27 protein-coding genes are annotated in these 24262 nt (G+C 70.6%); 18 read left to right on the forward strand and 9 right to left on the reverse strand.

Annotated elements, in window-relative coordinates; all coding sequences use genetic code 11:
• Window positions 1-66: 66 nt before the first annotated feature.
• Window positions 67-975 carry a GNAT family N-acetyltransferase gene (locus tag ACZ6Z4_RS29530; RefSeq protein ID WP_465571184.1) on the reverse strand — a complete coding sequence of 303 codons (909 nt, stop codon included), beginning with the start codon at window positions 973-975 and terminating at the stop codon, window positions 67-69.
• A gap of 154 nt (window positions 976-1129) precedes the next feature.
• On the opposite strand from ACZ6Z4_RS29530, the gene ACZ6Z4_RS29535 reads away from it, so the two are divergent.
• Window positions 1130-1954 carry a hypothetical protein gene (locus ACZ6Z4_RS29535; protein WP_465571187.1) on the forward strand — a complete coding sequence of 275 codons (825 nt, stop codon included), beginning with the start codon at window positions 1130-1132 and terminating at the stop codon, window positions 1952-1954.
• 110 nt (window positions 1955-2064) lie between these two features.
• Window positions 2065-2883 carry a hypothetical protein gene (locus ACZ6Z4_RS29540; protein WP_465571190.1) on the forward strand — a complete coding sequence of 273 codons (819 nt, stop codon included), beginning with the start codon at window positions 2065-2067 and terminating at the stop codon, window positions 2881-2883.
• Here ACZ6Z4_RS29540 and serB read toward each other — a convergent pair.
• The gene (gene serB, locus ACZ6Z4_RS29545) at window positions 2876-4087 is read right to left on the reverse strand and encodes a phosphoserine phosphatase SerB (RefSeq protein WP_465571194.1); all 1212 of its coding nucleotides are present in this window, start codon (window positions 4085-4087) and stop codon (window positions 2876-2878) included. The two genes, ACZ6Z4_RS29540 and serB, sit on opposite strands and share 8 nt — an antisense overlap.
• A gap of 127 nt (window positions 4088-4214) precedes the next feature.
• Between serB and ACZ6Z4_RS29550 the strand changes: the two genes are divergently transcribed.
• A complete protein-coding gene (locus ACZ6Z4_RS29550) occupies window positions 4215-5165 on the forward strand; it encodes a cyclase family protein (RefSeq protein WP_465571198.1) in 951 nt (316 codons plus the stop codon).
• A gap of 19 nt (window positions 5166-5184) precedes the next feature.
• Here ACZ6Z4_RS29550 and ACZ6Z4_RS29555 read toward each other — a convergent pair whose 3' ends face one another.
• The gene (locus tag ACZ6Z4_RS29555; RefSeq protein ID WP_465571201.1) at window positions 5185-5919 is read right to left on the reverse strand and encodes a hypothetical protein; all 735 of its coding nucleotides are present in this window, start codon (window positions 5917-5919) and stop codon (window positions 5185-5187) included.
• Window positions 5920-6085: 166 nt separating this feature from the next.
• Between ACZ6Z4_RS29555 and ACZ6Z4_RS29560 the strand changes: the two genes are divergently transcribed.
• From ACZ6Z4_RS29560 to ACZ6Z4_RS29575, 4 genes are all read left to right on the forward strand, one after another.
• Window positions 6086-6868 (forward strand): ABC transporter ATP-binding protein, encoded by a 783-nt coding sequence (locus ACZ6Z4_RS29560; protein ID WP_465571207.1) that lies wholly within the window; start codon window positions 6086-6088, stop codon window positions 6866-6868.
• A 151-nt stretch (window positions 6869-7019) separates the two neighbouring features.
• Window positions 7020-7559: an NfeD family protein gene (locus ACZ6Z4_RS29565; RefSeq protein WP_465571210.1), complete on the forward strand. Its 540-nt coding sequence runs from the start codon at window positions 7020-7022 to the stop codon at window positions 7557-7559.
• Between the two features lie 114 nt (window positions 7560-7673).
• The gene (locus ACZ6Z4_RS29570) at window positions 7674-8807 is read left to right on the forward strand and encodes an SPFH domain-containing protein (protein ID WP_465571213.1); all 1134 of its coding nucleotides are present in this window, start codon (window positions 7674-7676) and stop codon (window positions 8805-8807) included.
• 142 nt (window positions 8808-8949) lie between these two features.
• Window positions 8950-9696 (forward strand): sulfite exporter TauE/SafE family protein, encoded by a 747-nt coding sequence (locus ACZ6Z4_RS29575; RefSeq protein WP_465571216.1) that lies wholly within the window; start codon window positions 8950-8952, stop codon window positions 9694-9696.
• On the opposite strand, the gene ACZ6Z4_RS29580 is transcribed toward ACZ6Z4_RS29575, so the two are convergent.
• The gene (locus ACZ6Z4_RS29580) at window positions 9680-10327 is read right to left on the reverse strand and encodes a TetR/AcrR family transcriptional regulator (protein ID WP_465571219.1); all 648 of its coding nucleotides are present in this window, start codon (window positions 10325-10327) and stop codon (window positions 9680-9682) included. The genes ACZ6Z4_RS29575 and ACZ6Z4_RS29580 overlap by 17 nt on opposite strands.
• 49 nt (window positions 10328-10376) lie before the next feature.
• Between ACZ6Z4_RS29580 and ACZ6Z4_RS29585 the strand changes: the two genes are divergently transcribed.
• On the forward strand, window positions 10377-11330 hold the full coding sequence (locus tag ACZ6Z4_RS29585) for a quinone oxidoreductase family protein (protein WP_465571224.1): 954 nt from the start codon (window positions 10377-10379) through the stop codon (window positions 11328-11330).
• A 42-nt stretch (window positions 11331-11372) separates the two neighbouring features.
• Window positions 11373-11804, forward strand: coding sequence for an organic hydroperoxide resistance protein (locus ACZ6Z4_RS29590; protein ID WP_465571227.1), 432 nt, complete (start codon window positions 11373-11375; stop codon window positions 11802-11804).
• A gap of 60 nt (window positions 11805-11864) precedes the next feature.
• Here the strand turns inward: ACZ6Z4_RS29590 and ACZ6Z4_RS29595 are convergent, their stop codons facing one another.
• From ACZ6Z4_RS29595 to ACZ6Z4_RS29605, 3 genes are all read right to left on the reverse strand, one after another.
• Window positions 11865-12689, reverse strand: coding sequence for a helix-turn-helix domain-containing protein (locus tag ACZ6Z4_RS29595; RefSeq protein ID WP_465571843.1), 825 nt, complete (start codon window positions 12687-12689; stop codon window positions 11865-11867).
• A gap of 196 nt (window positions 12690-12885) precedes the next feature.
• Window positions 12886-13422 (reverse strand): YbaK/EbsC family protein, encoded by a 537-nt coding sequence (locus ACZ6Z4_RS29600; protein WP_465571230.1) that lies wholly within the window; start codon window positions 13420-13422, stop codon window positions 12886-12888.
• Window positions 13422-13715, reverse strand: coding sequence for a GNAT family N-acetyltransferase (locus tag ACZ6Z4_RS29605; RefSeq protein ID WP_465571233.1), 294 nt, complete (start codon window positions 13713-13715; stop codon window positions 13422-13424). Before ACZ6Z4_RS29605 ends, ACZ6Z4_RS29600 begins: the two co-directional genes overlap by 1 nt.
• A 139-nt stretch (window positions 13716-13854) precedes the next feature.
• On the opposite strand from ACZ6Z4_RS29605, the gene ACZ6Z4_RS29610 reads away from it, so the two are divergent.
• Genes ACZ6Z4_RS29610 through ACZ6Z4_RS29650 form a run of 9 tightly spaced genes read left to right on the forward strand, consistent with a single transcriptional unit; the run spans window position 13855 to window position 22325 of the window.
• A complete protein-coding gene (locus ACZ6Z4_RS29610) occupies window positions 13855-15390 on the forward strand; it encodes an MFS transporter (protein ID WP_465571237.1) in 1536 nt (511 codons plus the stop codon).
• 9 nt (window positions 15391-15399) lie between these two features.
• Complete coding sequence (locus ACZ6Z4_RS29615) at window positions 15400-16857, forward strand: cobyric acid synthase (RefSeq protein WP_465571241.1); 1458 nt, start codon at window positions 15400-15402, stop codon at window positions 16855-16857.
• A gap of 57 nt (window positions 16858-16914) precedes the next feature.
• Window positions 16915-17472 (forward strand): DinB family protein, encoded by a 558-nt coding sequence (locus ACZ6Z4_RS29620; RefSeq protein ID WP_465571244.1) that lies wholly within the window; start codon window positions 16915-16917, stop codon window positions 17470-17472.
• A gap of 21 nt (window positions 17473-17493) precedes the next feature.
• Complete coding sequence (locus ACZ6Z4_RS29625) at window positions 17494-18366, forward strand: RNA polymerase sigma-70 factor (RefSeq protein WP_465571248.1); 873 nt, start codon at window positions 17494-17496, stop codon at window positions 18364-18366.
• Between the two features lie 33 nt (window positions 18367-18399).
• Window positions 18400-19530, forward strand: a complete 1131-nt coding sequence (locus ACZ6Z4_RS29630; RefSeq protein WP_465571254.1) for a CaiB/BaiF CoA transferase family protein — start codon at window positions 18400-18402, stop codon at window positions 19528-19530.
• A gap of 13 nt (window positions 19531-19543) precedes the next feature.
• Window positions 19544-20686 carry an acyl-CoA dehydrogenase family protein gene (locus tag ACZ6Z4_RS29635; RefSeq protein ID WP_465571257.1) on the forward strand — a complete coding sequence of 381 codons (1143 nt, stop codon included), beginning with the start codon at window positions 19544-19546 and terminating at the stop codon, window positions 20684-20686.
• Window positions 20687-20738: 52 nt separating this feature from the next.
• Window positions 20739-21335 (forward strand): molybdopterin-dependent oxidoreductase, encoded by a 597-nt coding sequence (locus ACZ6Z4_RS29640; protein ID WP_465571260.1) that lies wholly within the window; start codon window positions 20739-20741, stop codon window positions 21333-21335.
• On the forward strand, window positions 21305-22039 hold the full coding sequence (locus ACZ6Z4_RS29645; RefSeq protein WP_465571263.1) for a ferredoxin reductase: 735 nt from the start codon (window positions 21305-21307) through the stop codon (window positions 22037-22039). Before ACZ6Z4_RS29640 ends, ACZ6Z4_RS29645 begins: the two co-directional genes overlap by 31 nt.
• A 13-nt stretch (window positions 22040-22052) precedes the next feature.
• Window positions 22053-22325 carry a DUF6510 family protein gene (locus ACZ6Z4_RS29650; protein ID WP_465571270.1) on the forward strand — a complete coding sequence of 91 codons (273 nt, stop codon included), beginning with the start codon at window positions 22053-22055 and terminating at the stop codon, window positions 22323-22325.
• On the opposite strand, the gene ACZ6Z4_RS29655 is transcribed toward ACZ6Z4_RS29650, so the two are convergent.
• Window positions 22305-23432, reverse strand: a complete 1128-nt coding sequence (locus tag ACZ6Z4_RS29655; RefSeq protein ID WP_465571273.1) for an alpha/beta hydrolase family protein — start codon at window positions 23430-23432, stop codon at window positions 22305-22307. The two genes, ACZ6Z4_RS29650 and ACZ6Z4_RS29655, sit on opposite strands and share 21 nt — an antisense overlap.
• 75 nt (window positions 23433-23507) lie before the next feature.
• Window positions 23508-24230, reverse strand: a complete 723-nt coding sequence (locus ACZ6Z4_RS29660) for a MerR family transcriptional regulator (protein WP_465571276.1) — start codon at window positions 24228-24230, stop codon at window positions 23508-23510.
• Between the last annotated feature and the right edge of the window lie 32 nt (window positions 24231-24262).

The following is a 24262-nucleotide window of genomic DNA, read 5'->3' on the forward strand; positions in this document are numbered from 1 at the left end:
TGGGTTACGCCTATGGGAGCGCTCTCATCGCCGCGAGTCAACACCTCGTCACGATCTGGTGCCGACTCAGACCCGGCCGCGGTGCACCGTCGTACTCCGCCGCACGGTCATCCCGAGCCGCTCGTACATGGCCAGCGCGCCCGTGTCCGAGTGCGTCCACAAGGTCAGCTTGGTCCGCCCCAGACCGTGCATCGCCTCCGCCGCCGTCGCGAGCAGCGCCTTCGCGACGCCGCGCCCGCGCTGATCCTTCCGGACCGCGACCTGCTCGACGTACCCGTCGCTGCCGGACTCGGGCAGATCGAGGCTGAGCACCGCCCCCACCAACTCGCCACCGGCGAACGCGACAGGCGAGAGCGCCGGCGCGAAGCTCGACCGCTCGATGCTCATCCGCGCCCACTCGTCGTACTCCTTGCGCCGCGGCTGCCAGTCGTCGAACGCGTCCTCGATCACCTGGTACGCCGCCCGCTCGTCGCCGGCGCCGAACGGCCGGATCGTGACCCCGTCCGGGACCTTCACGTCGAGCCCGGTCGTCGGCATCTCGAGCATCCAGTTCGTCGCCAGCACCTCGTAGCCGCGCGAGCGCAGCAGCTCGGTGCCGGCCAGGTCCTGGTCGTCGACGATCTGCGCGACCCAGTCCGTCCCGACCTCGGCGGCCCGCGCCTCGACCCAGTCGAGCAGCGCGCTCCCGATCCCGAGCCCGCGGTACGCCGGTGCGACGTCGACCCGCGCGTGCCGGCCGCGGTTGATCCACGCCCACGCGGCGGCCCGCCCGTCGGCCGCGTGCACGATCAGGCTGTCGGCGTTCGCGTCCAGCCCCGGCCGGGTCAGGGTCGCCTCGATCCCGTCCGCGCCCGTGTCGGCGACGCCGTTGGCGGCGTGCTCGACCGCGCTGACCAGCTCGTGCAGCGCCGGGACGTCGGCCGTCGTCGCGGGGCGGGCGCTGAAGGGGCCGGGGAGATCGACGCGGGGAGACATGCGCGCGATCCTGCCTGCCGCCGTACGGCGTTCGCAAACGGATTGGCAGCTTGTGCTAGGTCACACAGTGTTCCCGGCGACCGCCGGATCTGTCACGATGTGACCCGAACCGGGTCGGGCTGAACACGCGATCCCCGCAACGAGGAGAATCGCAGTGCGCATCGCGAGAGCCGGCCTCGGAGCCGTCGCCGCAGCCCTGGTCGCCACGCTGGCCGTGGTCGCGTGCGGCGCGACCTCGACGGCGGGATCCGCCGCGACCGAGAGCCCGTCGGCGGCCGACACGACGTCCGGCCGATCGTCCGGTACGCCGACGCCGAAGGTGCCGGGGGACGACCAACTCTCGCCCGCGAACCTGTCGTCGGAGCTGCTGACCCGGCTGGCCGAGAAGAACACCTTCCGGGTCGTCAGCCGCACGACGACACCCGGCAAGGACGACGCCGTCGTCACCGCCGACCTGCGGATCAAGGGCGACCACGCCGGCCTGATCGCGGCCGGCGGCGGCCGCAAGGTCGTGAAGGTCGGCAGCACGCTGTACCTGAAGGACGCCGAGCTCACCGGCGACAAGTCCCGCCCGTGGTCCGAGCTGGCGCCCGGCGGCGAGTCGTCCCGCTCCGCCGACCGGCTCGCCCGGGCCGCCCAGGTGCACGCCCTGATCGGCGGCGCCGCGCACGCGACGACCTTCCAGCGCGCCGACCGGATCACCGTCAACGGCGCCCCGGCCCAGGAGTACGTCGTCACCATCGACCTGGCCCGGGCGACCGCCGCCGACGCCCTCGGCGGCTACCTGACCACCGCCGACCTCCCGTCGTTGCCCGAAGCAATGACCCTGCGGATCGCCGTCGACGCCCACTGCCTCCCGGTCCAGCTCCGCTTCACCCAGGGCCGCTCCCAGGTCCTCGCGACCTTCAGCCGCTTCGGCCAGAAACTCACCCTCACCCCACCGCCCCCCTCCCGGATCGCCACCCCACCGACCACCTGACCGGTTGCAGCTTGTTGCAACCGCTCGAGTAGGTCCCCGGGTCGTTGTCGTGTCACCATCTCCTGTGCGCCGCCGAACTCACCGGCGGCCGCGGAGATCGGAGTGCTGAAGTGAACCGCCTGCTGTCCCGCGCGCTGGTGCTCGCGTTGTTCGTCGTACCGGTCGGGTGTGGGGCGGGGAAGGAGGCGCCCGCGGCCGCGCCGGTCGTGGTGACGCCGACGCCGACGCCGACGCCTGCGGTGGTCGAGTTGACCAAGGAGACGTTCGCGCCGAAGGTGCTGGCGGCGTTGAAGAAGGCGGGCACGTTCCGTATGTCCGCGGTGCTGAACGGCGGGCCGGAGGGCACGGTCTGGACGGCGACTACCGACGTACGGCTCGCGGGGTCGGCGACCGATGCCGCGGTGACCGTCGAGGACGGGCTGCCGGTGCGGCGGATCGGCAAGGTGCTCTACATGGAGAACGACGAGCTGACCGGGAACCCGGCGAAGCCGTGGGTGAAGCTCGACCTGACGAAGAAGGACCCGGAGGTGCTGGCCGCGGCGCTGATCGTCGTGCAGGACCTGAACGACGCGATGTTCCACCAGCTGATCGGCGGTACGGCGTACGCGACGTCGTTCAAGCCCGGGCTGGTGCAGCCGATGGGTGGTGCGCCGGTGCGCGAGTACCAGCTCGTCATCGACGTGAGGAAGGCCGCGGCGGCCGGTGCGTTCGGTGTGTACGTCGACCGGACGGACGCGAAGACGCTCCCGGCGCAGCTGAGTCTGTCGATCCTCGTCGACGAGCAGAACCGGCCGCGGCAGATGAACTACGTGCTCGCCGACACCAAGGACGGCAACACCGCCGTCCAGGCGACGTTCACGCACTTCGGCGGGAAGCTGCCGATCGTCGCGCCGCCCGCGGCGAAGACCGGGAAGCTCGACCTCAGCTGAGGTTGTCGGCGGCTTCGACTTCCTCGCGGGAGATGCCGAGCAGGTAGAGGATCGTGTCGAGGTACGGCACGCTCAGGTGCGTGTCGGCCGCAGCGCGGACCACCGGCTTCGCGTTGAACGCCACGCCGAGCCCGGCGGCCGCGAGCATGTCGAGGTCGTTGGCGCCGTCGCCGATCGCGACGGTCTGCGACAGCGGCGTCCGCGACGACTCCGCGAACCGGCGCAGCGCGACCGCCTTGCCCGGCCGGTCGACGACCTGGCCGATCACCTTGCCGGTGAGCTTGCCGTCGACGATCTCCAGCTCGTTCGCGGCCGAGTAGTCGATGCCGAGGTCGGCCGCGATCTTGTCGGTGATCTGGCTGAACCCGCCGCTGACGATCGCGAACTGGTACCCGAGCCGCTTCAGCGTCCGGACCAGCGTCCGCGCGCCCGGCGCGAGCTGGATCGCGGCGTACACCTCGTCCAGTGTCGACGCCGGCAGCCCTTCGAGCGCCGCCACCCGGTGGTGCAGCGACTCGGCGAACTCCAGCTCGCCGCGCATCGCCCGCTCGGTGACCTCGGCGACCTCCGCCTCGCGCCCGGCGTGTGCGGCGAGCATCTCGATCACCTCGCCCTGGATCAGGGTCGAGTCGACGTCCATCACGATCAGCCGCTTCGCGCGGCGGTACAGCCCACCGGCCTGGACAGCGACGTCGAGCCCCTGCCGGACGCCTTCGAGCGCGAGCACGGTGCGCAGCGCGTCGGTGTCGGCACCGGAGACCGCGATCTCGACGGCGGTCACCGGGTACCGCGCCATCCGGCTGATCCGGTCGATGTTCGCGCCGGTGTCGGCGATCCGGCCGGCGATCGCCGCGAAGCCCTGCGAGGTCAGCGGCGCCCCGATCACGGTCACCTGGGTCCGGCCCTTGCGGCGCGGTTCGTTGTCGCCGACACCCTTCTTCACGTCGATCTCGACGTCGAGCTGCTCGGCGAGCTCCTTGAGCTCCTTCTTCAGCTGCTTGTGGTCGCGCGGTGCCGACAGCAGTACGCCGAGCACCAGCCGCCCGCGCAGCACGACCTGCTCGGCGTCGATCACCTCGAGCCCGCGGGTCGCGATCGTCGACAGCACCGCCGACGTCAACCCGGGCCGGTCCGCGCCGGTCAACGTGACCAGCAGGGTCGGTCGGTCCAGCGGGGGCGTCTCGTGCTCAGGCTGTGCTGTCATCGCAACAGAAACCTATCCGAGCCGCGCCAATCCGTGGACGCCCGGTCCACATTCCGGTGCCGCCGCAGTCGGCCGGTCCGGCGGTACTGTCGGCGGGCCGACCCGCACGACCGGAGGTGCTCTGACGATGCCAGAACGACCGCTGCCCACGCAGGACGACGTCCTCGGGTACTTCGACACGCTGTCGAACTGGGGACGGTGGGGTGCCGATGACGAGCGCGGCACGCTCAACCTGGTCACCGACGAGGTCCGCCTGGCGGCCGCGCGGGCGGTGCGGCACGGGCGGAGCGTGTCGTGCGGGTGGGAGGTCGCCGTACCGGCGGAGCTGGAGCGGGCGACGACGTCGTGCCCGTGTGCGGCCGAGATGCCGGGCGCGGAGAACATGCCGGCCCTGTTCCACAACGACCGGCGCTGGGGCTTCTCCAACGAGCGGCTCGGCATCTTCTTCCACGGCAACACGATCACGCACGTCGACTCGCCCTGCCATCTGTTCTGGGACGGGCAGATGTACAACGGGCGGTCGCACGAGTTGGTCGGCGCCGAGACCGGATCCGCGTGGGCGGCCGTGACGGCGGCGGCTGACGGGATCGTCACGCGGGGCGTGCTGCTGGACGTCGCGAAGGTCCGCGAGGTGCCGTGGCTGCAGCCGGGGGAGGGCGTGTACCCCGAGGATCTCGAGGAGGCCGAGCGCCGTCAGGGCGTGCGGGTGCAACCCGGCGACGCTGTTCTCCTGCGGACCGGGTACGGCCGGGCGCGGCACGAGGCCGGGCCGGTTCCGAGCATCGTCCAGGCCGGCTGGCACGCGTCGTGCCTGCCGTGGTTGCACGAGCGCGGCGTCGCGCTGATCGGCGCCGACACGCCGCAGGACGTGCAGCCGTCCGGGTACGACGGCGTGCTGATGCCGGTGCACGCGGTCAGCTTGGTCGCGATGGGCCTGTGGCTGCTCGACAACTGCGACCTCGAAGCCTGCGCGGAGACGGCGGCCGAGCTCGGCCAGTGGGACTTCCAGCTCGCGGTCGCACCGATTCGCTTCGCCGGTACGTCGGGCAGCCCGGTCAACCCGATCGCGACGTTCTGACGGCTGCCGCGCGGGCGGTCTACTGCCCGGCGAACGGTCCGCAGGCGGCGACCAGCGCACGTCGTGCGGAAGCCGCCAGCTCGGTGAGTGCGCGACGCCGCGCGTCTGCTTCAGCTCCGGTCACTGCAGCTCCGTCGTCCTCCAAAGCGGCGTCGGCGATCGCCAAACAGCGCCGGGCTGTTGCCGCCGCCTTCACCGCGCGGGCGTCGTACCCGGGAGCGAGGTCGTCGCCCTTGCCCTGGCCGATCTTGCGGATGTCGATCAGCGCGTCCGCGATCTCCGGCTTCCAGCGCGCGATGTCGAGCGCGGCCAGCGACTCGGCGGCCTCGATCAGCGCCGCGCGCAGCCCGCGGTCGGCCTCGCCGAGATCCGCCGGTGGGGGAGCCTGCGCGGGCAGCACCGACCACTGCACGGCCGGCCCGACGTACGCCGGGATCAGGCCGATCCCCGCACCCGAGAGCACGACGGCCTCGCCGGCTTCCAGCGCGGTCTCGTTGAACGCCGGCGGCCCGGCGAGCCCGATCGGATCGCCGGGGACAGGCAGCGCGAGGTAGGCCTCGCGCGCCCCCGCGGCGCGCAGCAGATTGAGCGCCACCGGCAACGTCGCGGGCTCGGGATGCGCTTCGAGTCCGGCGACGTGGTGCCCGACGTCGTCGCCGAGGATCCGGTGCGCGGCGGTGTCCGGGTCGCAGGTCCCGGCGAGCATCGCGTTCGTCCACACGGTGAAACGCACCGAGGCGGCAGTGGTCAGCACGCCCAGCAGTCTCCCACCGCCGCCCGTCCGCCCGACACTTCACCCCCACCGCCACCCGGCTCCACCCGTGCACCCTGGCTTTCACCGCACCTCACATCGCCAGCAGGCCGGACCGACCGGCAGGGTCCTCGCCGACCACGACCGGGCACCCCGTAGGTTTTGCCTCATGACTGCAGTGGTGGAGCTGGCGGGGATCTCGGTGGTGCGGGGCGAGTCGCGGTTGCTGGACGGCGTCGACTGGACCGTGGACGAGGCCGACCGCTGGGTGGTGATCGGGCCGAACGGCGCCGGCAAGACCACGCTGCTGCAGGTGCTGGCCGCGCAGCTGCATCCGTCGTCCGGCATCGTCGGGCTGCTCGGCGAGGTCGTCGGCACCGTCGACGTGTTCGAGCTGCGGCCCCGGATCGGGCTGACCAGCGCGGCGCTCGCCGACAAGCTGCCGCGGGCCGAGCGGGTCTCCGACGTCGTCGTCTCCGCGTCGTACGCCGTGGTCGGGCGGTGGCGCGAGGAGTACGACGAGGTCGACCACCAGCGGGCCAAGGAGCTGCTGACCGAGCTGGGCATCGGGCACCTGGCCGACCGCACCTTCGGGACGCTGTCCGAGGGGGAGCGGAAGCGGGTGCAGATCGCGCGCGCGTTGATGACGGACCCGGAGCTGATGCTGCTCGACGAACCGGCGGCCGGGCTCGACCTTACGGGTCGCGAACAGTTGGTGCGGTCGCTGAGCTCGATCGCGACGGCCGAGGGCGCGCCCGCGATGGTGCTGGTCACGCACCACGTCGAGGAGATCCCGCCGGGGTTCACGCACGCCCTGCTGCTGAAGGAGGGCCGGGTCGTGAGCGCCGGCCCGATCGAGCAGGCACTGACCGCGGAGACCCTCAGCGAGACCTTCGACCTGGCCCTGACCCTGCAGCACATCGACGGCCGGTACACCGCGCGCGCTTTCTGAGGCGGCAAATCCACGCGCGTTCCGCCGGCCTGTCCGCGGCGCGCGGTACTGTCGGAGTACGAGCACGGTACTCAGGAATCCTGAGGGCTTCGGGGTGCGTCCGACGGTTGGTGGACCTGCCGAAGGTCCCGTTCGCGGATAGGGTTGGCAGATGATGGATTGGCTGCAGGAACACCTCTGGGCCGTCTGGCTCGGGATCGCCGCCGTGCTCGGTCTGGCGGAGCTGGCCACACTCGACTTCACGCTGCTGATGCTGGCCGGCGGCGCGCTCGTCGCGGCCGGTGGCGCGGCGCTGTTCCCGGGCCTGCTCTGGCTGCAGATCGTCCTCGGCCTGATCGCGGCCGGCGCGATGCTCGGCGCCATCCGCCCGTTGCTGGTGCGCAAGATCCATCACGGCGTGGAGATGAAGACCGGCTCCCAGCACGTGATCGGCAAGACCGGCGTGGTGGTCAAGGAGATCCACCCGGACAGTCTCGGCTCGATCAAGCTCGGCGGTGAGCTGTGGACCGCGCGGCCGTTCGACGACCTGACCACGATCGCGCCGGGCACCCGCGTCGAGGTGATGCAGATCGACGGCGCGACCGCCGTGGTCTACCCGGTCGGCCTGCCGCTCGGCCACCACGAGCACGAGCAGATCGAGCCCGACGCGCAGGCCACCGACGGCAAGCCGGACTCCGATCCGCCGCGCTGACCGAGCGCGACGGAAGTTGTCCCGAGCGACTCCGGATCGTGAGGGAACCGGGCTGGGCAGTGGCCCGTCTGTACGAAAGACTGTCGATCCTGTTTCGTTGGAGTGGAGGGTCACGTGGAAGCGTTCCTCATCGTGCTGGCGCTGGTAGCTCTACTGGTGGTCGTCACGCTGATCAAGTCCGTCCGGGTCGTGCAGCAGCAGACCGTGGGCATCGTGGAACGGTTCGGGAAGTTCAAGGTGGGCCTGCAGCCCGGCCTGAACCTGCTGACCCCGTTCGTCGACAAGGTCCGGTACACGATCGACATGCGCGAGCAGGTCGTCGCGTTCCCGCCGCAGGGCGTCATCACCGAGGACAACCTGATGGTGTCGATCGACTCCGTCATCTACTTCCAGGTCAACGACCCGGTGCGGGCGACGTACGAGATCTCGAACTACATCCAGGCGATCGAGCAGCTCACCATGACCACGCTGCGCAACATCATCGGTGGCATGGACCTGGAGCAGACGCTGACCAGCCGCGAGGAGATCAACGAGAAGCTGCGGTACGTGCTGGACGAGGCGACCGGCAAGTGGGGCATCCGGGTGAACCGGGTCGAGCTCCGCTCGATCGACCCGCCGCCGTCGATCCAGGACTCGATGGAGAAGCAGATGCGCGCCGACCGCGACAAGCGCGCGGCGATCCTGACCGCCGAGGGTATGCGGCAGTCCGCCGTGCTGTCGGCCGAGGGCCAGAAGCAGTCCGCGATCCTCACCGCGCAGGGTGACCGCGAGTCCCGGATCCTGCGCGCGCAGGCCGAGCGGGAGGCGCGGATCCTGAAGGCCCAGGGTGAGGCCCAGGCCATCACCACGGTCTTCAACGCGATCCACGCCGGCAAGCCCGACCAGGGTCTGCTCGCCTACCAGTACCTGCAGATGCTGCCGTCGATCGCCCAGGGCGACTCGAACAAGCTGTGGATCATCCCCAGCGAGATCGGCAAGGCGATGGAGGGTCTGGGCAGCGCGGTCGGCCAGATCGCGGGCATCCCGCAGAAGGCCGAAGGCCCGTTCCCGGAGCCGCACGAGGTGGAGCAGGCCGCTCCGGCCCAGGAGCTGACCAGTACGCCGGACGCCGCGGTCGCCGAGGCCGACAACGCGGTGCAGGAGGCGATCGAGGCCGCGCAGAAGGCCGCGGTCAGCTCCCGCTCGCAGCAGCCGGCGGCGACCACCCCGCCGCAGGACACGGTCCCCCCGCCGCCCGCGGCGCAGTAGTTTCCCCTTGCAGACAAGACATTCCGGCCCGGTTCCCACCCAGCGGTGGGGTCCGGGCCGGTGTGTTCTCCGCAACACCTGAAGGCTCAACGACTGGACTCGTGCGGACCAAGTCGTTGACGGTGCGTAGAGTTTTGCAACGATGACATGGTTCGAGGCGCTGTTCGTCCTGGTGGCGGGGGTAGGCGCGGGCACGATCAACGCCGTGGTGGGGTCGGGCACGTTGCTGACGTTCCCCGCCCTGCTGGCTGTCGGCATTCCTCCGGTGCTGGCCAACGTGAGCAACAGTGTCGGTCTCTCACCCGGTACGGCGGCCGGCGCGATCGGCTACCGGCGCGAGCTCGAGGGGCAGCGCGGCCGGATGATCCGGCTGGTCCCCGCGTCGCTGATCGGCGGTGTGGTCGGCGCGGTCCTGCTGCTGACGCTCCCGGACTCGGCGTTCCACGCCGTCGTACCGGTGCTGATCCTGCTCGGTTGTGTGCTGGTCGCGTTCCAGCCGTGGCTGTCGAAGTGGATCAGCGTGCCGACCCACACCCACCGCGGCGCCTGGTGGGTGATCCCGGCGGTCTTCCTCACCGGCGTGTACGGCGGCTACTTCGGCGCCGCGCAGGGGGTGCTGCTGATGGCGATCCTCGGCCTCGGCCTGGACGCGAACCTGCAGCGGATGAACGCGCTGAAGAACGTGCTGGCCACCTTCGTGAACACGGTCGCGGCGATCCTGTTCGTGATCGTCGCGGACGTCGACTGGCTGGCCGCGGGGCTGATCGCGGTCGGGTCGACGATCGGTGGTTTCGTCGGCGCCCGCTACGGCCGCAAGCTGCCGCCGGTCGCGCTGCGCTGCCTGATCGTGCTGATCGGCGTCGTCGCGATCGTCACGATGCTGTTCTGAGGCCGCTGATCAGCAGGTCGAGGCCGTAGTCGAACTGCTCCTCGCCGCCGGTGGTCCGGGCCAGCTCCGGCGCGAGCTCGACCACGGTCGGGAACTCCGTCGCCGACAACGACTCCATCGTCGTCCGCAGCCGGCGCAGGCCCTCGGGGTCGCGCTGCTCGGAGGCCATCTGGATCTCCCACGACGTCGCGCCGAGCACGTAGGTGAACAGCGTCGTGTGCGTCCGCGCCGCGGTCTCCTTGTCGAACCCCGCCGACCGCAGTACGCCGAGCAGCCCCTCGGCGACCCGGGCCGTCTCGTGCCCGCTCAGCGGCCGCCCGGCAAGTAGTTGCGCCAGGCAAGGATGTTGGAGCATCAGCCGGCGCAGCCCGCGGCAGACCGCGCGGACCTGGTCCGGCCAGGCCGCACCCGGCGGGACCGGGGGGAGCAGGCCCATCAGGTGGTCGCGGACGGCGTCGTACAACTCGTCCTTGTTGCGGAAGTAGGTGTAGATCGCCATCGGGCCGACACCCAGTTCACTGCCCAGCGCGCGCAGGCTGAAACTGTCGAGACCGCGGCCCTCCATCAGCTCCAGGGCCGTGGTGACGATCAGCTCGGGGTTCAGCGTATTGCGGGGAGTCCGAGTTGCCATACGCTGTACTGTACAGTGTAAGGAGACCAACCGAGAGGAAGTGTCAGGCGTGCGTGCAGTGCAGATCACCGAGTTCGGCGGTCCGGAGGTCCTGAAGGTGGCCGAGGTCGAGGCACCGGTGCCCGCCGAGGGCCAGGTGCTGATCACCGTCGACCGGGCCGGCATCAACTACGCCGACACCCACCAGGTCGAGAACAGCTACCTGACCAAGGCGAAGCTGCCGCTGGTCCCCGGCGGCGAGGTCGTCGGCCGTACGGCGGACGGCCGCCGCGTGGTCGCCCTGGTCGGCACCGGCGGGTACGCCGAGCAGGCGGTGGCCGCCGGCGTGTCGGTCTTCGACGTCCCGGACGGCGTCAGTGACGGTGACGCGCTCGCGCTCGTCGTCCAGGGCACCAGCGCCTGGCACCTGCTGAAGACCTCGACGAACCTGCAGCCGGGCGAGTCCGTGCTGATCCACGCCGGCGCCGGGGGAGTGGGCTCGCTCGCGATCCAGCTCGCCAAGCTCTGGGGTGCCGGCCGCGTGATCGCGACCGCGTCCTCGGACGAGAAGCGGCAGCAGACCCTGGACCTCGGCGCGGACGTCGCCATCGACGGCACCCCTGAGGGCCTGAAGGACCGCATCCTCGAGGCGAACGGCGGCAAGCCGGTCGACGTGGTGCTGGAGATGGTCGGCGGCCGGACCTTCGACGAGTCGTTCGAGGCGCTCGCGCCGTTCGGCCGGCTGGTCACCTTCGGCGCGGCCTCCGGCGAGGCCGCCAACGCGCTGGCCCCCGGCCGGCTGATGAAGGGCTCCCGGACCGTGGCCGGTTTCTGGCTGGTCGACTGCTTCCGGCGGCCCGGGATGCTCGGCGACTCGCTGCAGGACCTGTTCGGGCTGGTCGCAGCGGGCAAGCTGAAGCCGATCGTCGGTGCCGAGTACGGCCTGACCGAGGTCGCGACGGCGCACGAGGACATGCGTGCCCGGCGGACCGTCGGCAAGCTGCTGCTCGACCCCACCCGCTGAACCTCCGTTCCACTCGCTGACCCCCACGAGGAGATCAACCGCATGACCATCGCAGTCGAGAAAGTCATCTACACCGCCCGCGCGACCGCCCAGGGCGGCCGGGACGGGCACACCGCGTCCGACGACGGCAAGCTGGACGTCACCGTCGCGCCGCCGAAGGAGATGGGTGGCAACGGCGAGGGCACGAACCCCGAGCAGCTGTTCGCGGCCGGGTTCGCCTCCTGCTTCCACAGCGCGCTGAAGCTGGTCGCCCGCAAGGCGCGCGTCGACAGCGACGGCTCGACCGTCACCGCCGAGGTCGGCATCGGCCCGATCAACGGTGGCGCCGGCTACGGCCTCGAGGTCGCGCTGGTCGTCAGCCTGCCCGGCGTCGAGCGCTCGGTGGCCGAGGAGATCGTGGCCAAGGCCCACGAGGTCTGCCCGTACTCGAACGCGACCCGCGGCAACATCAAGGTCGACCTGAAGGTCGCCTGACCGCAGGCGAACAGAAGCCTCCGGGTGATCACAATTCTGATCACCCGGAGGCTTTTCTGATCAGTGCATCCGCTCCAGCGCCTCGAGCAGCAGCCGCGGCGTCTCGCTCACCGGCGCCGCCGCGATGCTCAGCGCGTCCATGATCGCGGCGTACTCGTCGAGATCCTCGACCTTGTCGAGGTAGAGCGCGCTGGCCGCGTGCTCGATGTACACCACGTCGGGCAGGTCGCCCTCGGGGAAGCGCAGAATACTGAACGCTCCACCGGCACTGGGGTAACCGACATTGCTGAACGGCATCAGCTGCAGGGTCAGGTTGGGCAGTTTGGTGAGCTTGATCAGGTGCTCGATCTGCTCGCACATCACCTCGCGGCCGCCGACCGGGCGGTGCAGGACCGCCTCGTCGATGACCACCCAGAGCTTGACCGGGTTCACCCGGGTGAGGATCTGCTGCCGGGTGACGCGCAGCGCGACCCGCTGGTCGATCTCCTCCTGCGGCAGGTAGGCCTTGCCGAACTGGACCACCGCGCGGGCGTAGTTCTCGGTCTGCAGCAGCCCGGGAACGAACAGCACCTCGTAGGTGCGGATCAGCTTCGCGGCGACCTCGAGGCCGACGTAGTTGGAGAACCAGGCCGGCATCACGTCGCCGTACCGGGACCACCAGCCGGGGTTGTTCGCGGCCCGGGCCAGCTCCATCAGGCGCTCGCGCTCACGGTCGTCGCTGAGCCCGTAGAGCCGGAGCAGGTCGGCGACGTCGCGCTCCTTGAAGCCGACCCGGCCGAGCTCCATCCGGCTCACCTTGGACTCCGAGGAGCGGATCTGCCAGCCGGCGTCGGCCCGGCTGATCCCCGCGGTCTCCCGCATCCGGCGCAGGTGCCCGCCCAGCATGATCCGCAGAGCGGTCGGCCCGCCGTCGTCCCCGCCTGCCACGGTCACGACCTCATCACGCCTTCCCCAGCCTCCCTGCGTCCCCTGATCGAGGGCAGGAGGCAGCCGCCTCTCACCCAAGACCCTCCGATGCTAGCGCCCCGGGCGCGATCTGGCGCCGATTTGTCGCGGCCCGCCGGAACCTGACCCGGCAGCCTCAGGCGGCCGGGCTGGACAGCGCGAGCACAGTGGATGTCGGGAGCGTGGCCAGAGCGGCGCCGTCGATCAGGATCTTCGACGAGCGCAGACCACTGCCGATCACGACCAGACCGGCCGCGGTGACCGACTCGTCGACCAGGACCGGCCAGTCGGCCGGGAGCCCGATCGGCGTGATGCCGCCGTACTGCATCCCGGTGCTGCCGACCGCGTCGTCCTGGGCGGCGAACGAGATCTTCCGGACGCCCAGGTGCTTGCGGACGACCCCGTTGACGTCGGCCCGGTGCGTGGCCAGCACCATCACCGCGGCGTACGTCGACTCACCCGCGCGCTTGCCGTGCACGATGACGCAGTTGGCCGACGCGGCCATCGGTACGTCGTACTCGGCGCAGAACGCGGCGGTGTCGGCGAGCTCGGGATCGATCGCCGCCGCGTACGCCGGCAGCGCACCGAGCGCGGCCCGGACCGGCTCGGCCAGCAGCTCCGGTACGTCGGCCGCGGGCTGCCAGTCGAGCTTGCCGAGCTCCGGCGCCGCCACTACTCCGACTCCAGCAGGTCGGCGTACTCGGGGTGCTTCTCGAAGTACTGGATGTAGTACGGGCAGGCCGGCCGCACCTTGAGGCCCGCGGCGCGCGCGTCCTCGAGCGACTGCTTGGCGACCCGGCCGGCGACACCGCGGCCCTGGAACTCCGGCATCGTCTCGGTGTGCAGGAAGGTGATGTGCTCGCTGGTCCGGCGGTAGGTGGCGATCCCCATCAGCGCGCCGGCGGCGTCGCGGGCCTCGTACCGGTGCTGCTCGGGGGCGTCCGCGACGGTCACGTCGTTGTCCATGCGGGCCACTGTAGTCAGCCCGGCCGCACCCCCGGCACCGTGCCCGCGGGCCGGAACCATCGGCCGCGGATGAAAACTCCGGGCACGGGGTACCCGGTCCAACGGACAACTTCAGACCGGCCGGGAGGAGAGGCGGGGCATGAGTGAATCTGCGTTGGAGGAGGGCAAGGCGATACCGAGCCTGGTGCCCGCCCGGATGGACCGGTTGCCGTGGACCCGCTTCCACTGGATGATCGTCGTCGGCCTCGGGGTCTCCTGGATCCTGGACGGTCTGGAGATCCAGCTGGTCTCGCTGGTCGGCAACGTGCTGAAGGAGTCGCAGACCCTCGGCCTGAGCACCGCCGAGGTCGGGCTGCTGGCCTCGATCTACCTGGCCGGCGAGGTGGTCGGCGCGCTGTTCTTCGGCCGCCTGACCGACCGCTGGGGCCGCCGGAACCTGTTCATCATCACGCTCGTGGTCTACCTGGTCGCCTCCGGCGCGGCCGGCCTGAGCTGGGACTTCTGGTCGATCGCGCTGTGCCGGTTCGTGGCCGGGATGGGCATCGGCGGTGAGTACGCCGCGATCAACTCCGCGATCGACGAGCTGATCCCGTCGAAGTACCGCGGCCGCGTCGACATCGGCGTCAACGGCACCTACTGGGGCGGCGCGCTGATCGGGTCCGCGGTCGGCCTGGTCTTCCTCAACGACGACATCGTGCCGATCGAGTGGGGCTGGCGGCTGTGCTTCCTGATCGGGCCGGTGATGGGCCTGATGATCATCTACCTGCGCCGGCACATCCCGGAGAGCCCGCGCTGGCTGATGACGCACGGCCGGGTCGAGGAGGCCGAGCGCACCGTCGACCAGATCGAGGAAACCGTCCGCCGCCAGGGCGGCGAGCTCCGCGAGGTCAGCGACGACGAGGCGATCAACGTGGTCGACTACCCGCCGGTGACCTACCGCGAGATCGCGCACGTGATGCTGACCAAGTACCGCAGCCGGTCGTTCCTGGGCTTCTCGATGATGGTCACCCAGGCCTTCCTCTACAACGCGATCTTCTTCACCTACGCGCTGGTCCTGAAGGCGTACTTCGGGCTGAACGACTCCAGCATCGCGCTGTACTTCTTCCCGTTCGCGATCGGCAACCTGGCCGGTCCGCTGCTGCTCGGGCACCTGTTCGACACCATCGGCCGGCGCAAGATGATCCTGGCGACGTACTCGATCTCGGCGGTGGTGCTGTTCGTCACCGCGCTGCTGTTCAACGCCGGCGCGCTGAACGCGGCGTCGCTGACCGGGCTGTGGTGCGTGGTGTTCTTCTTCGCCTCGGCGGGCGCGTCGTCGGCGTACCTGACGGTGAGCGAGATCTTCCCGATCGAGCTGCGCGGCCAGGCCATCTCGTTCTTCTTCGCGATCTCGCAGCTGACCGGTGGTGTGGTGGCGCCGTTCCTGTTCGCGTCGCTGATCGGTGAGGGCGACAACCCGGCCCGCGGTCCGCTGACCGTCGGTTACATCATCGGCGCGGTCGTGATGCTGGTCGGTGGTCTGATCGCGTGGTTCTTCGGAGTGGACGCCGAGGGGCAGTCGCTGGAGAACGTCGCGACGCCGCTCTCGGCCCGCGAACGCGCCGGGTCGACCCGCTTCCAGGGCACGAACCCGCGGCTGCCGAGTGCCAAGAAACCACCGGAAGACGAAAGCTAAAGTTCTGGGGTGAACTCGCTGCTGATCGCCGGTACGACCTCCGACGCGGGCAAGACGACTGTGGTGACGGGGTTGTGCCGGTGGTTGGCGCGCCGGGGCGTGCGGGTCGCGCCGTACAAGGCGCAGAACATGTCGAACAACTCGATGGTCTGCGCGGACGGCGCCGAGATCGGCCGCGCGCAGTGGATCCAGGCCGTTGCCGCCGGCGCCGAGCCGGAGGCCGCGATGAATCCGGTGCTGCTCAAGCCGGGCAGCGACCGCCGCAGTCACGTGGTGCTGATGGGGGAGCCCTGGGGTGAACTGACCGCCCGCGGCTTCCTCACCGAGAGGGCGGAGCTGGCGAAGGCGGCGTTCGCGGCGTACGACGATCTGGCGAGCCGGTACGACGTGGTGATCAGCGAGGGCGCCGGCAGCCCGACCGAGATCAACCTGCGGCAGTCGGACTACGTGAACATGGGGCTCGCGCAGCACACGCAGGCGCCGGTCGTCGTGGTCGGCGACATCGATCGCGGTGGGCTGTTCGCTTCGATGTTCGGCACGGTCGCGTTGCTGTCGGCCGAGGACCAGCGGCTGATCAGCGGCTTCGTGGTGAACAAGTTCCGCGGCGACGTCTCGCTGCTGCAGCCGGGCATCGACATGCTGACCAGCGTCACCGACCGGCCGACGTACGGCGTGCTGCCGTGGCTGCCGGAGCTCTGGCTCGACTCCGAGGACGCGCTCGACATCCCCGCGCGGCGGACCGATCACGACCCGGACGTGCTGACGATCGCCGTCGTGCGCTTCCCGCGGATCAGCAACTTCACCGATCTCGACGCGCTCGCGGTCGAGCCGACGACGAGCGTGTTCTTCACCGCGAGCCCGGCCGAGGTCCGCGACGCCGACCTGGTCGTGCTGCCCGGGTCGCGGGCGACGACGTCCGACCTGGCCTGGCTGCGCGAGACCGGTCTCGCCGAGGCCGTCCAGGCGCGAGTCGCGGCCGGGCGGCCGGTGCTCGGGATCTGCGGCGGGTACCAGTTGCTCGGCGGCGCGATCGACGACCCGTACGGCGTGGAGGGCGGCGGGTCGCACACCGGGCTCGGGTTGTTGCCAGTGGCAACGGAGTTCGCGAAGGAGAAGGTGCTCGCGCGGCCGGCGCCGACGGCGTACGAGATCCATCACGGCGTGGTCGGGGTGACCGGCGATGCGGAGGAGTTCCCGGGCGGGTGCCGGAGCGGGGTCGTGTGGGGGACGATCTGGCACGGGCTGCTCGACGACGATGCTGCTCGGCAAACGTTTCTGACCGAGATCGCGGCGCTCGCGGGCAAGCGGGCGCCGGACGGCACGGTGTCGTTCGCCGCGCTGCGGGAGGACCGGCTCGACCGGCTCGCCGACGCGATCGACGAGCATCTCGACACCGCGGCTTTGCTGACGCTGATCGAGAAGGGCGCGCCGGGTGGGCTGCGGTTCGTGCCGCCAGGGGCGCCCTGAGGGCCTGCGGTGCCGGGTGCGCCGGTTCTGTCGGTGCCGTGAGTTAGCGTCGGCCGCATGGACCTCAAGTCTGTGCTGCACGAGTACCTGCGCACGACCCGGGCGCTGCTGCTCGCCAAGCTCGACGGGATCAGCGAGTACGACCGGCGCCGCCCGCTCGTCCGTTCCGGCACCAACCTGCTCGGCCTGGTCAAGCACCTCACCGGCATCGAGTACGTCTACCTCGGCACCAGCGTCGGCCGCCCACCGGAGCACCCGCTGCCGTGGGAGGCGGACGGCTCGGTCTGGGAGGGCGCGGACATGTGGGCGCTCCCGACGGAGTCCACCGAGTACCTCACCGACCTGTACCAGCAGGCCTGCGCCCACAGCGACGAGTCGCTCGCGCTGCTCGACCTGGACACCCCCGCCGACGTCCCGCACTGGACCGACGGCCGGACGACGTTCGGCGCGCTCCTGGTCCGCGTCGTCGACGAGACCGCCCACCACGCCGGGCACGCCGACATCGTCCGCGAGCTGATTGACGGCCAGGGCGGCAAGGACGCCGACGCGCTCGACGACACCGGCTGGCACGAGTACTACGGCAAGCTCCAGCAAGCCGCCGAGACCTTCCGCTGAGGCCGCTGCGAGACTGAGGGGATGGAGGACAGCTTCGAGCGGGAGCGCGGGCGGATGTTCGCGATCGCCTACCGGATGCTCGGGACGGTGACCGACGCCGAGGAAGTGTTGCAGGACGCCTGGTTGCGCTGGCAGGGCGTCGACCAGTCGACGATCACCAACCCGACCGGCTTCCTGGTCAAGACCGTCACGAACCTCTGCCTCAACCAGCTCACCTCCGCACGCGCCCGGCGTGAGACGTACGTCGGCGAGTGGCTACCCGAACCGGTGCTGACCAACCGGCCCGGCCCGCTGGACGTGATCACCGAGCGTGAGGAGATCTCCTACGCGCTGCTGACCGTGCTCGAACGGCTGACCCCGCCCGAGCGTGCGGCGTACGTACTGCGGGAGGCGTTCGGCTACTCGCACCGCGAGGTCGCCGAGCTGATCGGCACCACCGAGGTCAACGCGCGGCAGCTGCACGCCCGGGCTCGCAAGCATGTCGCCGTCGAGGAGACGCGCAACGAGCACGTCGATCGGGCGCACTGGCAGGAGCTGGTCACACGCTTCCTGGCGGCCGCTCAGCAGGGCGATCTCGAAGGCCTGACCGACCTGCTGACCGCCGACGTGGTGTCCCGCTCGGACGGCGGCGGCAAGGTCAGCGCCGCGCGCCTGCCGGTCGTCGGCGCGGACAAGGTCGCTCGCTACCTGCTCGGCTCGCTGGTGAAGTTCGGCGCCGACGTCGAGTTCGGCTTCACCGAGGCCAACGGCGAGCCGGCCCTGCTCGCGACCGACCCGACCGGCGTCCGCGCGGTCTGCTTCGTCACGTTCAGCGGCGATCTGATCAGCTCGCTCGACCTCGCGATGAACCCGGACAAGCTGCACACGGTGGAGCGTCAGCTGACCGTGGCTTGACGACTGTGACAGTGGAACTGTCACAATGGCGGTATGGGTCCACTGCGCGGGGTCAAGGTGGTCGAGCTGGCCGGGATCGGGCCGGCGCCGTTCGCGTGCATGCTGCTGGCCGAGCTCGGGGCCGACGTGCTGCGGGTGGAACGGCCGGGCGGCGGGCTCGCGATGGGCCCACCGGAGTACGAGCTGGTGAACCGCGGGCGGCGCAGTGTCGCGCTCGATCTGAAGCGGCCGGAGGCGATCGACGCCGTACTGCGGCTGGTCGGTCAGGCCGACATCCTGGTGGAAGGCTTCCGGCCGGGCGTCGCTGAGCGACTCGGGCTCGGACCCGAGGACTGCTGGGCGGTGAACGAGCGGCTGGTCTACGGGCGGATGACCGGGTGGGGGCAGGACGGTCCGCTGGCGCAGTCGGCCGGGCACGACATCGACTACCTCGGGCTGTCGGGGGCGCTGCACGCGATCGGGCGTGCGGGCGGGCCGCCGCAGGTGCCGGCGAATCTGCTCGGGGATTTCGCCGGTGGGTCGCTGTATCTGGTGATCGGGGTGCTCGCTGCGCTGACCGAAGCGCGGGTGAGCGGGCGGGGCCAGGTCGTGGACGCGGCGATCGTCGACGGGTCGGCGCACCTGACGACGATGCTGCTCGGGGCGCTGGCGGGTGGGGTGTGGAAGCAGGAGCGGGGGACGAACCTGCTGGACACCGGGGCGCCGTTCTACGACGTGTACGAGACCGCCGACGGTCAGTACATGGGCGTTGGCGCGATCGAGCCGAAGTTCTACGACGAGCTGATCGCGCTGCTCGGGATCAACCCGCCTGATCGGTACGACGTCGCGAACTGGCCCGAGCTGCGCGAACAGCTGGCCGCCGCCTTCGCGCGCAAGACCCAGGCCGAGTGGACCGAGATCTTCGACGGCACCGACGCCTGCGTCGCGCCGATCCTGCCGCTGGCCGGCGAACACCCGCACCTCGCGGCGCGCGGAGTCTTCGTCGACCACCACGGCGTACGACAGGCAGCACCCGCGCCACGATTTTCCCGCACGCCGACCAGCCTCGGCGCGCCGCCGAGCAGACCGGGGCAGCACACCCGTGCAGCCCTGACCGAGTGGGGTGTCGACGGCGTGGACGAACTGCTGCGTTCGGGCGCCGCCGTCCAAGCCGAGCAGAACTGACCCGAGGAGCCCCATGGAACGTCACCTCTTCGACGCCGACCACCACGCCTTCCGCGAGACCGCGCGCGCCTTCTGCGACAAGGAGATCGTGCCGCACCACGACGCCTGGGAGGAGGCGGGGATCGTCCCGCGCGAGCTGTGGACGGCGGCCGGCAGCGCGGGGCTGCTCGGGTTCATGATGCCCGACCAGTACGGCGGCGGAGGTGTCCGCGACTACCGGTTCAACGCGGTGCTGATCGAGGAGCTGACCCGCGCTCGGGCCAGCGGGGTCGGCTTCAGCATCCACACCGACATCAACTCGGCGTACCTGCTGGACTACGCGACCGACGAGCAGAAGGCGCGCTGGCTGCCGGGGTTCTGCAGCGGCGAGACGATCACCGCGATCGCGATGACCGAGCCCGGCGCGGGCAGCGACCTGCAGGGCATCCGGACGACGGCCGTCCGCGACGGCGACGAGTACGTGATCAACGGGCAGAAGACGTTCATCTCGAACGGCATCCTGGCCGACCTGGTGATCGTCGTCGCCAAGACCGACCCGGACGCCGGCTACCAGGGCATCTCGCTGCTCGTCGTCGAGCGCGGCGCGCCCGGCTTCGAGCGCGGCCGGAACCTGGACAAGATCGGCCTCAAGGCCCAGGACACCGCCGAGCTGTTCTTCGACAACGTCCGCGTCCCCGCGACCAACCTGCTCGGCCAGGAGGGCCAGGGCTTCGTGCACCTGATGGAGAAGCTCCCGCAGGAACGCCTCACGATCGCGGTCGTCGCCGCGGCCGCCTGCGAGAACATCCTCGAGTCGACCCTGGCCTACGTGAAGGAGCGCACCGCCTTCGGCCGCCCGATCGGCTCCTTCCAGAACAGCCGCTTCGTCCTCGCCGAACTGGCCACCGAGACCCAGATCGCCCGCGTCTTCGTCGACCGCTGCATCGAGGAACTGACCGCCGGCACGCTCACCGTCAGTGAGGCCGCGATGGCGAAGTGGTGGACCACCGAGCTCCAGAAGAAGGTCGTCGACCGCTGCCTGCAGCTGTACGGCGGCTACGGCTTCATGACCGAGTACCCGATCGCCAAGGCCTACCTGGACACCCGCATCCAGACCATCTACGGCGGCACCACCGAGATCATGAAAGAGATCATCGGGAGAACACTGGGAATCTGAGCGCTTCGTGCCAGACTGCTGCCGAGAGGGTCTGGAGCGAGGAGGTCGGCTGATGGGAATCGTGTCGCCGGGGTTCACCGGGCGGCGGCGGGGCGGGACGGAGTTGCCGCCGGGGCAGTACCTGACGCGGGACTTCCCGGTGCTGTCGGCCGGGCCGACCCCGCACGTCCTGCCGGAGCACTGGGAGTTCAGCATCGCCACCGAGAGTGGTGAGGTGCACAAGTGGGACTGGCAGGCGTTCCTGAAGCTGCCGGCCGAGGAGATCACCCGCGACATCCACTGCGTGACGCGCTGGTCGAAGCTGGAGTCGGAGTGGAAGGGTGTCTCGCTGGACACCCTGTTCGCCGACGTCGAGACCGGTGCGGACTTCACGATGGCGCACAGCTACGGCGGCTACACCACGAACATCCCGCTGGAGGACCTGCTCGACGGGCAGGCCTGGATCGCCTACGAGTTCGAGGGCGAGCCGCTGCACCCCGAGCACGGCGGTCCGGCGCGGTTGCTGATCCCGCACCTGTACTTCTGGAAGAGCGCCAAGTGGGTCCGCGGCCTGGTGCTGTCCGACACCGACGACCTCGGCTTCTGGGAGACCGCGGGCTACCACGAGTACGGAGACCCATGGAAAGAACAGCGGTACGCCGGCGACTGACCTGGCAGACCGGCACGGTCACCGAGGTGCGCGAGGAGACCGCCACCGCCCGGACGATCGTGCTCGACCTGCCGGACTGGCCCGGGCACCTGGCCGGGCAGCACCTGGACGTCCGGCTCACCGCGCCGGACGGTTACCGAGCCTCGCGGTCCTACTCGATCGCCTCGGCGTGGACCGGTTCGACGGTCGAGCTGACGGTCGAGGTGGTGGACGACGGGGAGGTGTCGCCGTACCTGGTGCAGGTCGTGAACGTCGGCGACCCGCTGGAGGTCCGCGGCCCGGTCGGCGGCTGGTTCGTCTGGCGCCCGGAGGATGTCGGCCGGATCCAGCTGATCGGCGGCGGCTCCGGCGTCGTACCGCTGATGGCGATGCTGCGCGAGCACGCGCACGCCGCCAGCACGGTGCCGGCCCGCCTGCTGTACTCCGTACGTCGCCCGGAGGCGGTCATCTACCTGCCCGACCTGAAGAAGCTGGCGATGTCCGACGACGTCGACCTGACCTTCGTCTACACCCGGGAGGCGCCGCCCGGCGAACCCCGGGTCGGCCGGATCGACGCCGAGGTGCTGACCGCCAAGGCGTTCGGAGCGGCCGACGACCTGACCACCTACGTCTGCGGCCCGACCGGGTTCGTGGAGACGGTGGCCGACCTGCTGGTCGGCGCCGGCCACGACCCGGCCCGGGTCCGTACCGAACGCTTCGGATGACAGGAGGACCGCGATGACCGCGGATGTCCCGACCTACTTGGACGGCAACGCGGCGGCGGGCGCGCTCAGCGAGGTGTTCGCCGTCGACCTCACCGCCGCGGTCGGCAAGTGCGCCGGCTGCGGCCGGGAGGGCGTCTTCGCCGAGGCGCACCTCTACATGTCCGCGCCGGGCATGGTCGCCCGCTGCCCGGGGTGCGACGACGTGCTGCTGCGCGTCGTCACCACCCCGAGCGAGACCTACCTCGATCTGCGCGGGCTCACCTACCTACGGGTGTCCAACGGGTAGGTCCTTGCTGATCGTCACCGGGTACGGCAGCGGCCGGGTCGCGCCGGTCAGGACCGGGTTCATCCGCTGGTCGCCGAGCAGGTAGCGGCGGTAGAACGCGGAGATGTATGTCGTCGCGACCTCCCGCTGCTGGGTCTCGGTGAGCTGCTTGTCCGACGAGCCGGTGCTCGACTTGCAGCGGCCCGGTCCGGCGGGCGTGGCGTCGTCGTACGCGCCGATCTGGCCGCTGCCCGGTGACCACTGGGTGTTGAAGAAGTCGTGGTTCGCGCCCGGGATGAAGTACTGGAACAGCGGCGCCTTGTTGTGGGCCTGCAGGTAGTTGTAGACCTGCCCCTGGACGGCGCCGTCGCAGCTGCCGATCAGCCCGGCCACCGGGATGTTCGTGATCCGGTACGGGTCGTAGGTCTCGCCGTCCGGGTCGTCGTCGGGGGAGTAGGGCTCGGCCGGAGCGAGCGGCACGACCGCCTTCACCCGTACGCCGGCCGGCCAGTCCTTCTGGTGGATGTCGGCGGCCTGGAAGAGCGTGCCGCGTCCACCGCGGGAGTGACCGAGCAGCCCGACGTTCATCAGGTCGGCGTGCCCGCGGAAGTCGACCACCTTGCCGTGGTCGCGCACCTTGCCCGCGAGCGGACCGGTGCCGGTGGTCGCGAGCTTCTGCCACAGCGCGAGGTGCTTGTTGATCAGCGCCGCGCGGCCCGCGTCCTGCTCCTCGCCGAACTGCGGGATGGTGCCGTTCGCGCCGATCGAGATCACGATCATGCCCTGGGCGGCGAGCACGTCGCCGAGGTAGTCGTAGCCGCGGTAGCTCGGCATCACCTCGGTCCCGGCCGGGCACGGCCAGTCCGACACCAGTTGGCCGGCCTTGCGGTCGATGCAGGTGTCCCACAGCCCGTGCGACATCAGCACCACCGGGTACTTGCCGGACAGCTTCTTCGGGTAGTGCACGACCGCGGTCAGCTCGGCCTTGAGATCGGTACCGGGCAGCGTGTAGGCGGTCGCGCCCAGGTCGTACGTCGCCGTGCCCACCGCGGGCGGCGCGGCTGTTGCCTGCGGCATCGAGTTGAGCAGGAGGATCAGACTGGTGGCGGCCAGCAGGACCTTGCGCACAGGACGTCCTTTCGTCGGTTGTCCTGTCGACGTGCAGCTCGGCGCCCGGGTTGGCACCGAGATGTCCGGATCCTGTCAGCGTCGCCGGCGGCGTACGGTGTCGCGCTGGGTTTCGCCGACGGCGCGCTCGTAGGCGAGCACCAGGCCCTGGATGGTGACCGGCTTGAACCGCTCGACGAGCTGCTGGATGTGCTCCGGCGGGCCGCCCGAGTCGCGGTAGTGCGGCCAGACCTTGGTCCGGAACACCTCGGTCAGTTCCTCGGCGATCGCCCGGCCGTGCTCCGTGAAGATCCGCCCGGCCGCGAGCACCGCTTCGACCGGGAGGTCGAGGTCGAGCAGCTCGACGCCGAGGCTGAGGTGCGCCGTGGCGACCTGGAAGACGTCCTCGTCCGGCGTCGGCTCGACGACGCCGAGCGCGACCAGCATCTCGATGTCGTCGTCGGTCAGCTCCCGGCCGGTACGCCGGACCAGCGCCGGCCGGTCGAGCGTCTCGGGCAGGTCGCGCATCCACGGCGTCAGCAGCGTCCGGTGCAGCGCGATGTCCTGCGGGGAGGCGTCGTCCGGGATGCGTTCCAGGTAGCCCTCGATCGCGGACAGCGTGAACCCGTGCGCCTGCAGCTCGCGGACCAGGTCGAGGCGGGCGATGTGCTCGGGCCCGTAGTAGCCGACCCGGCCGCGGCGGACCGGCGGCGGGATCAGCCCGCGGCCGGCGTAGAAGCGCAGGGTCCGGACGGTCATCCCGACCCGGGTGGACAGCTCGTCGACGGTGAGGGTCGCGTCGGGGACGGCTTCGGACATGGCGGAGATCATAATGGCCCCTCTTGACGACC

Source organism: Kribbella sp. NPDC104740 (assembly GCF_055583505.1).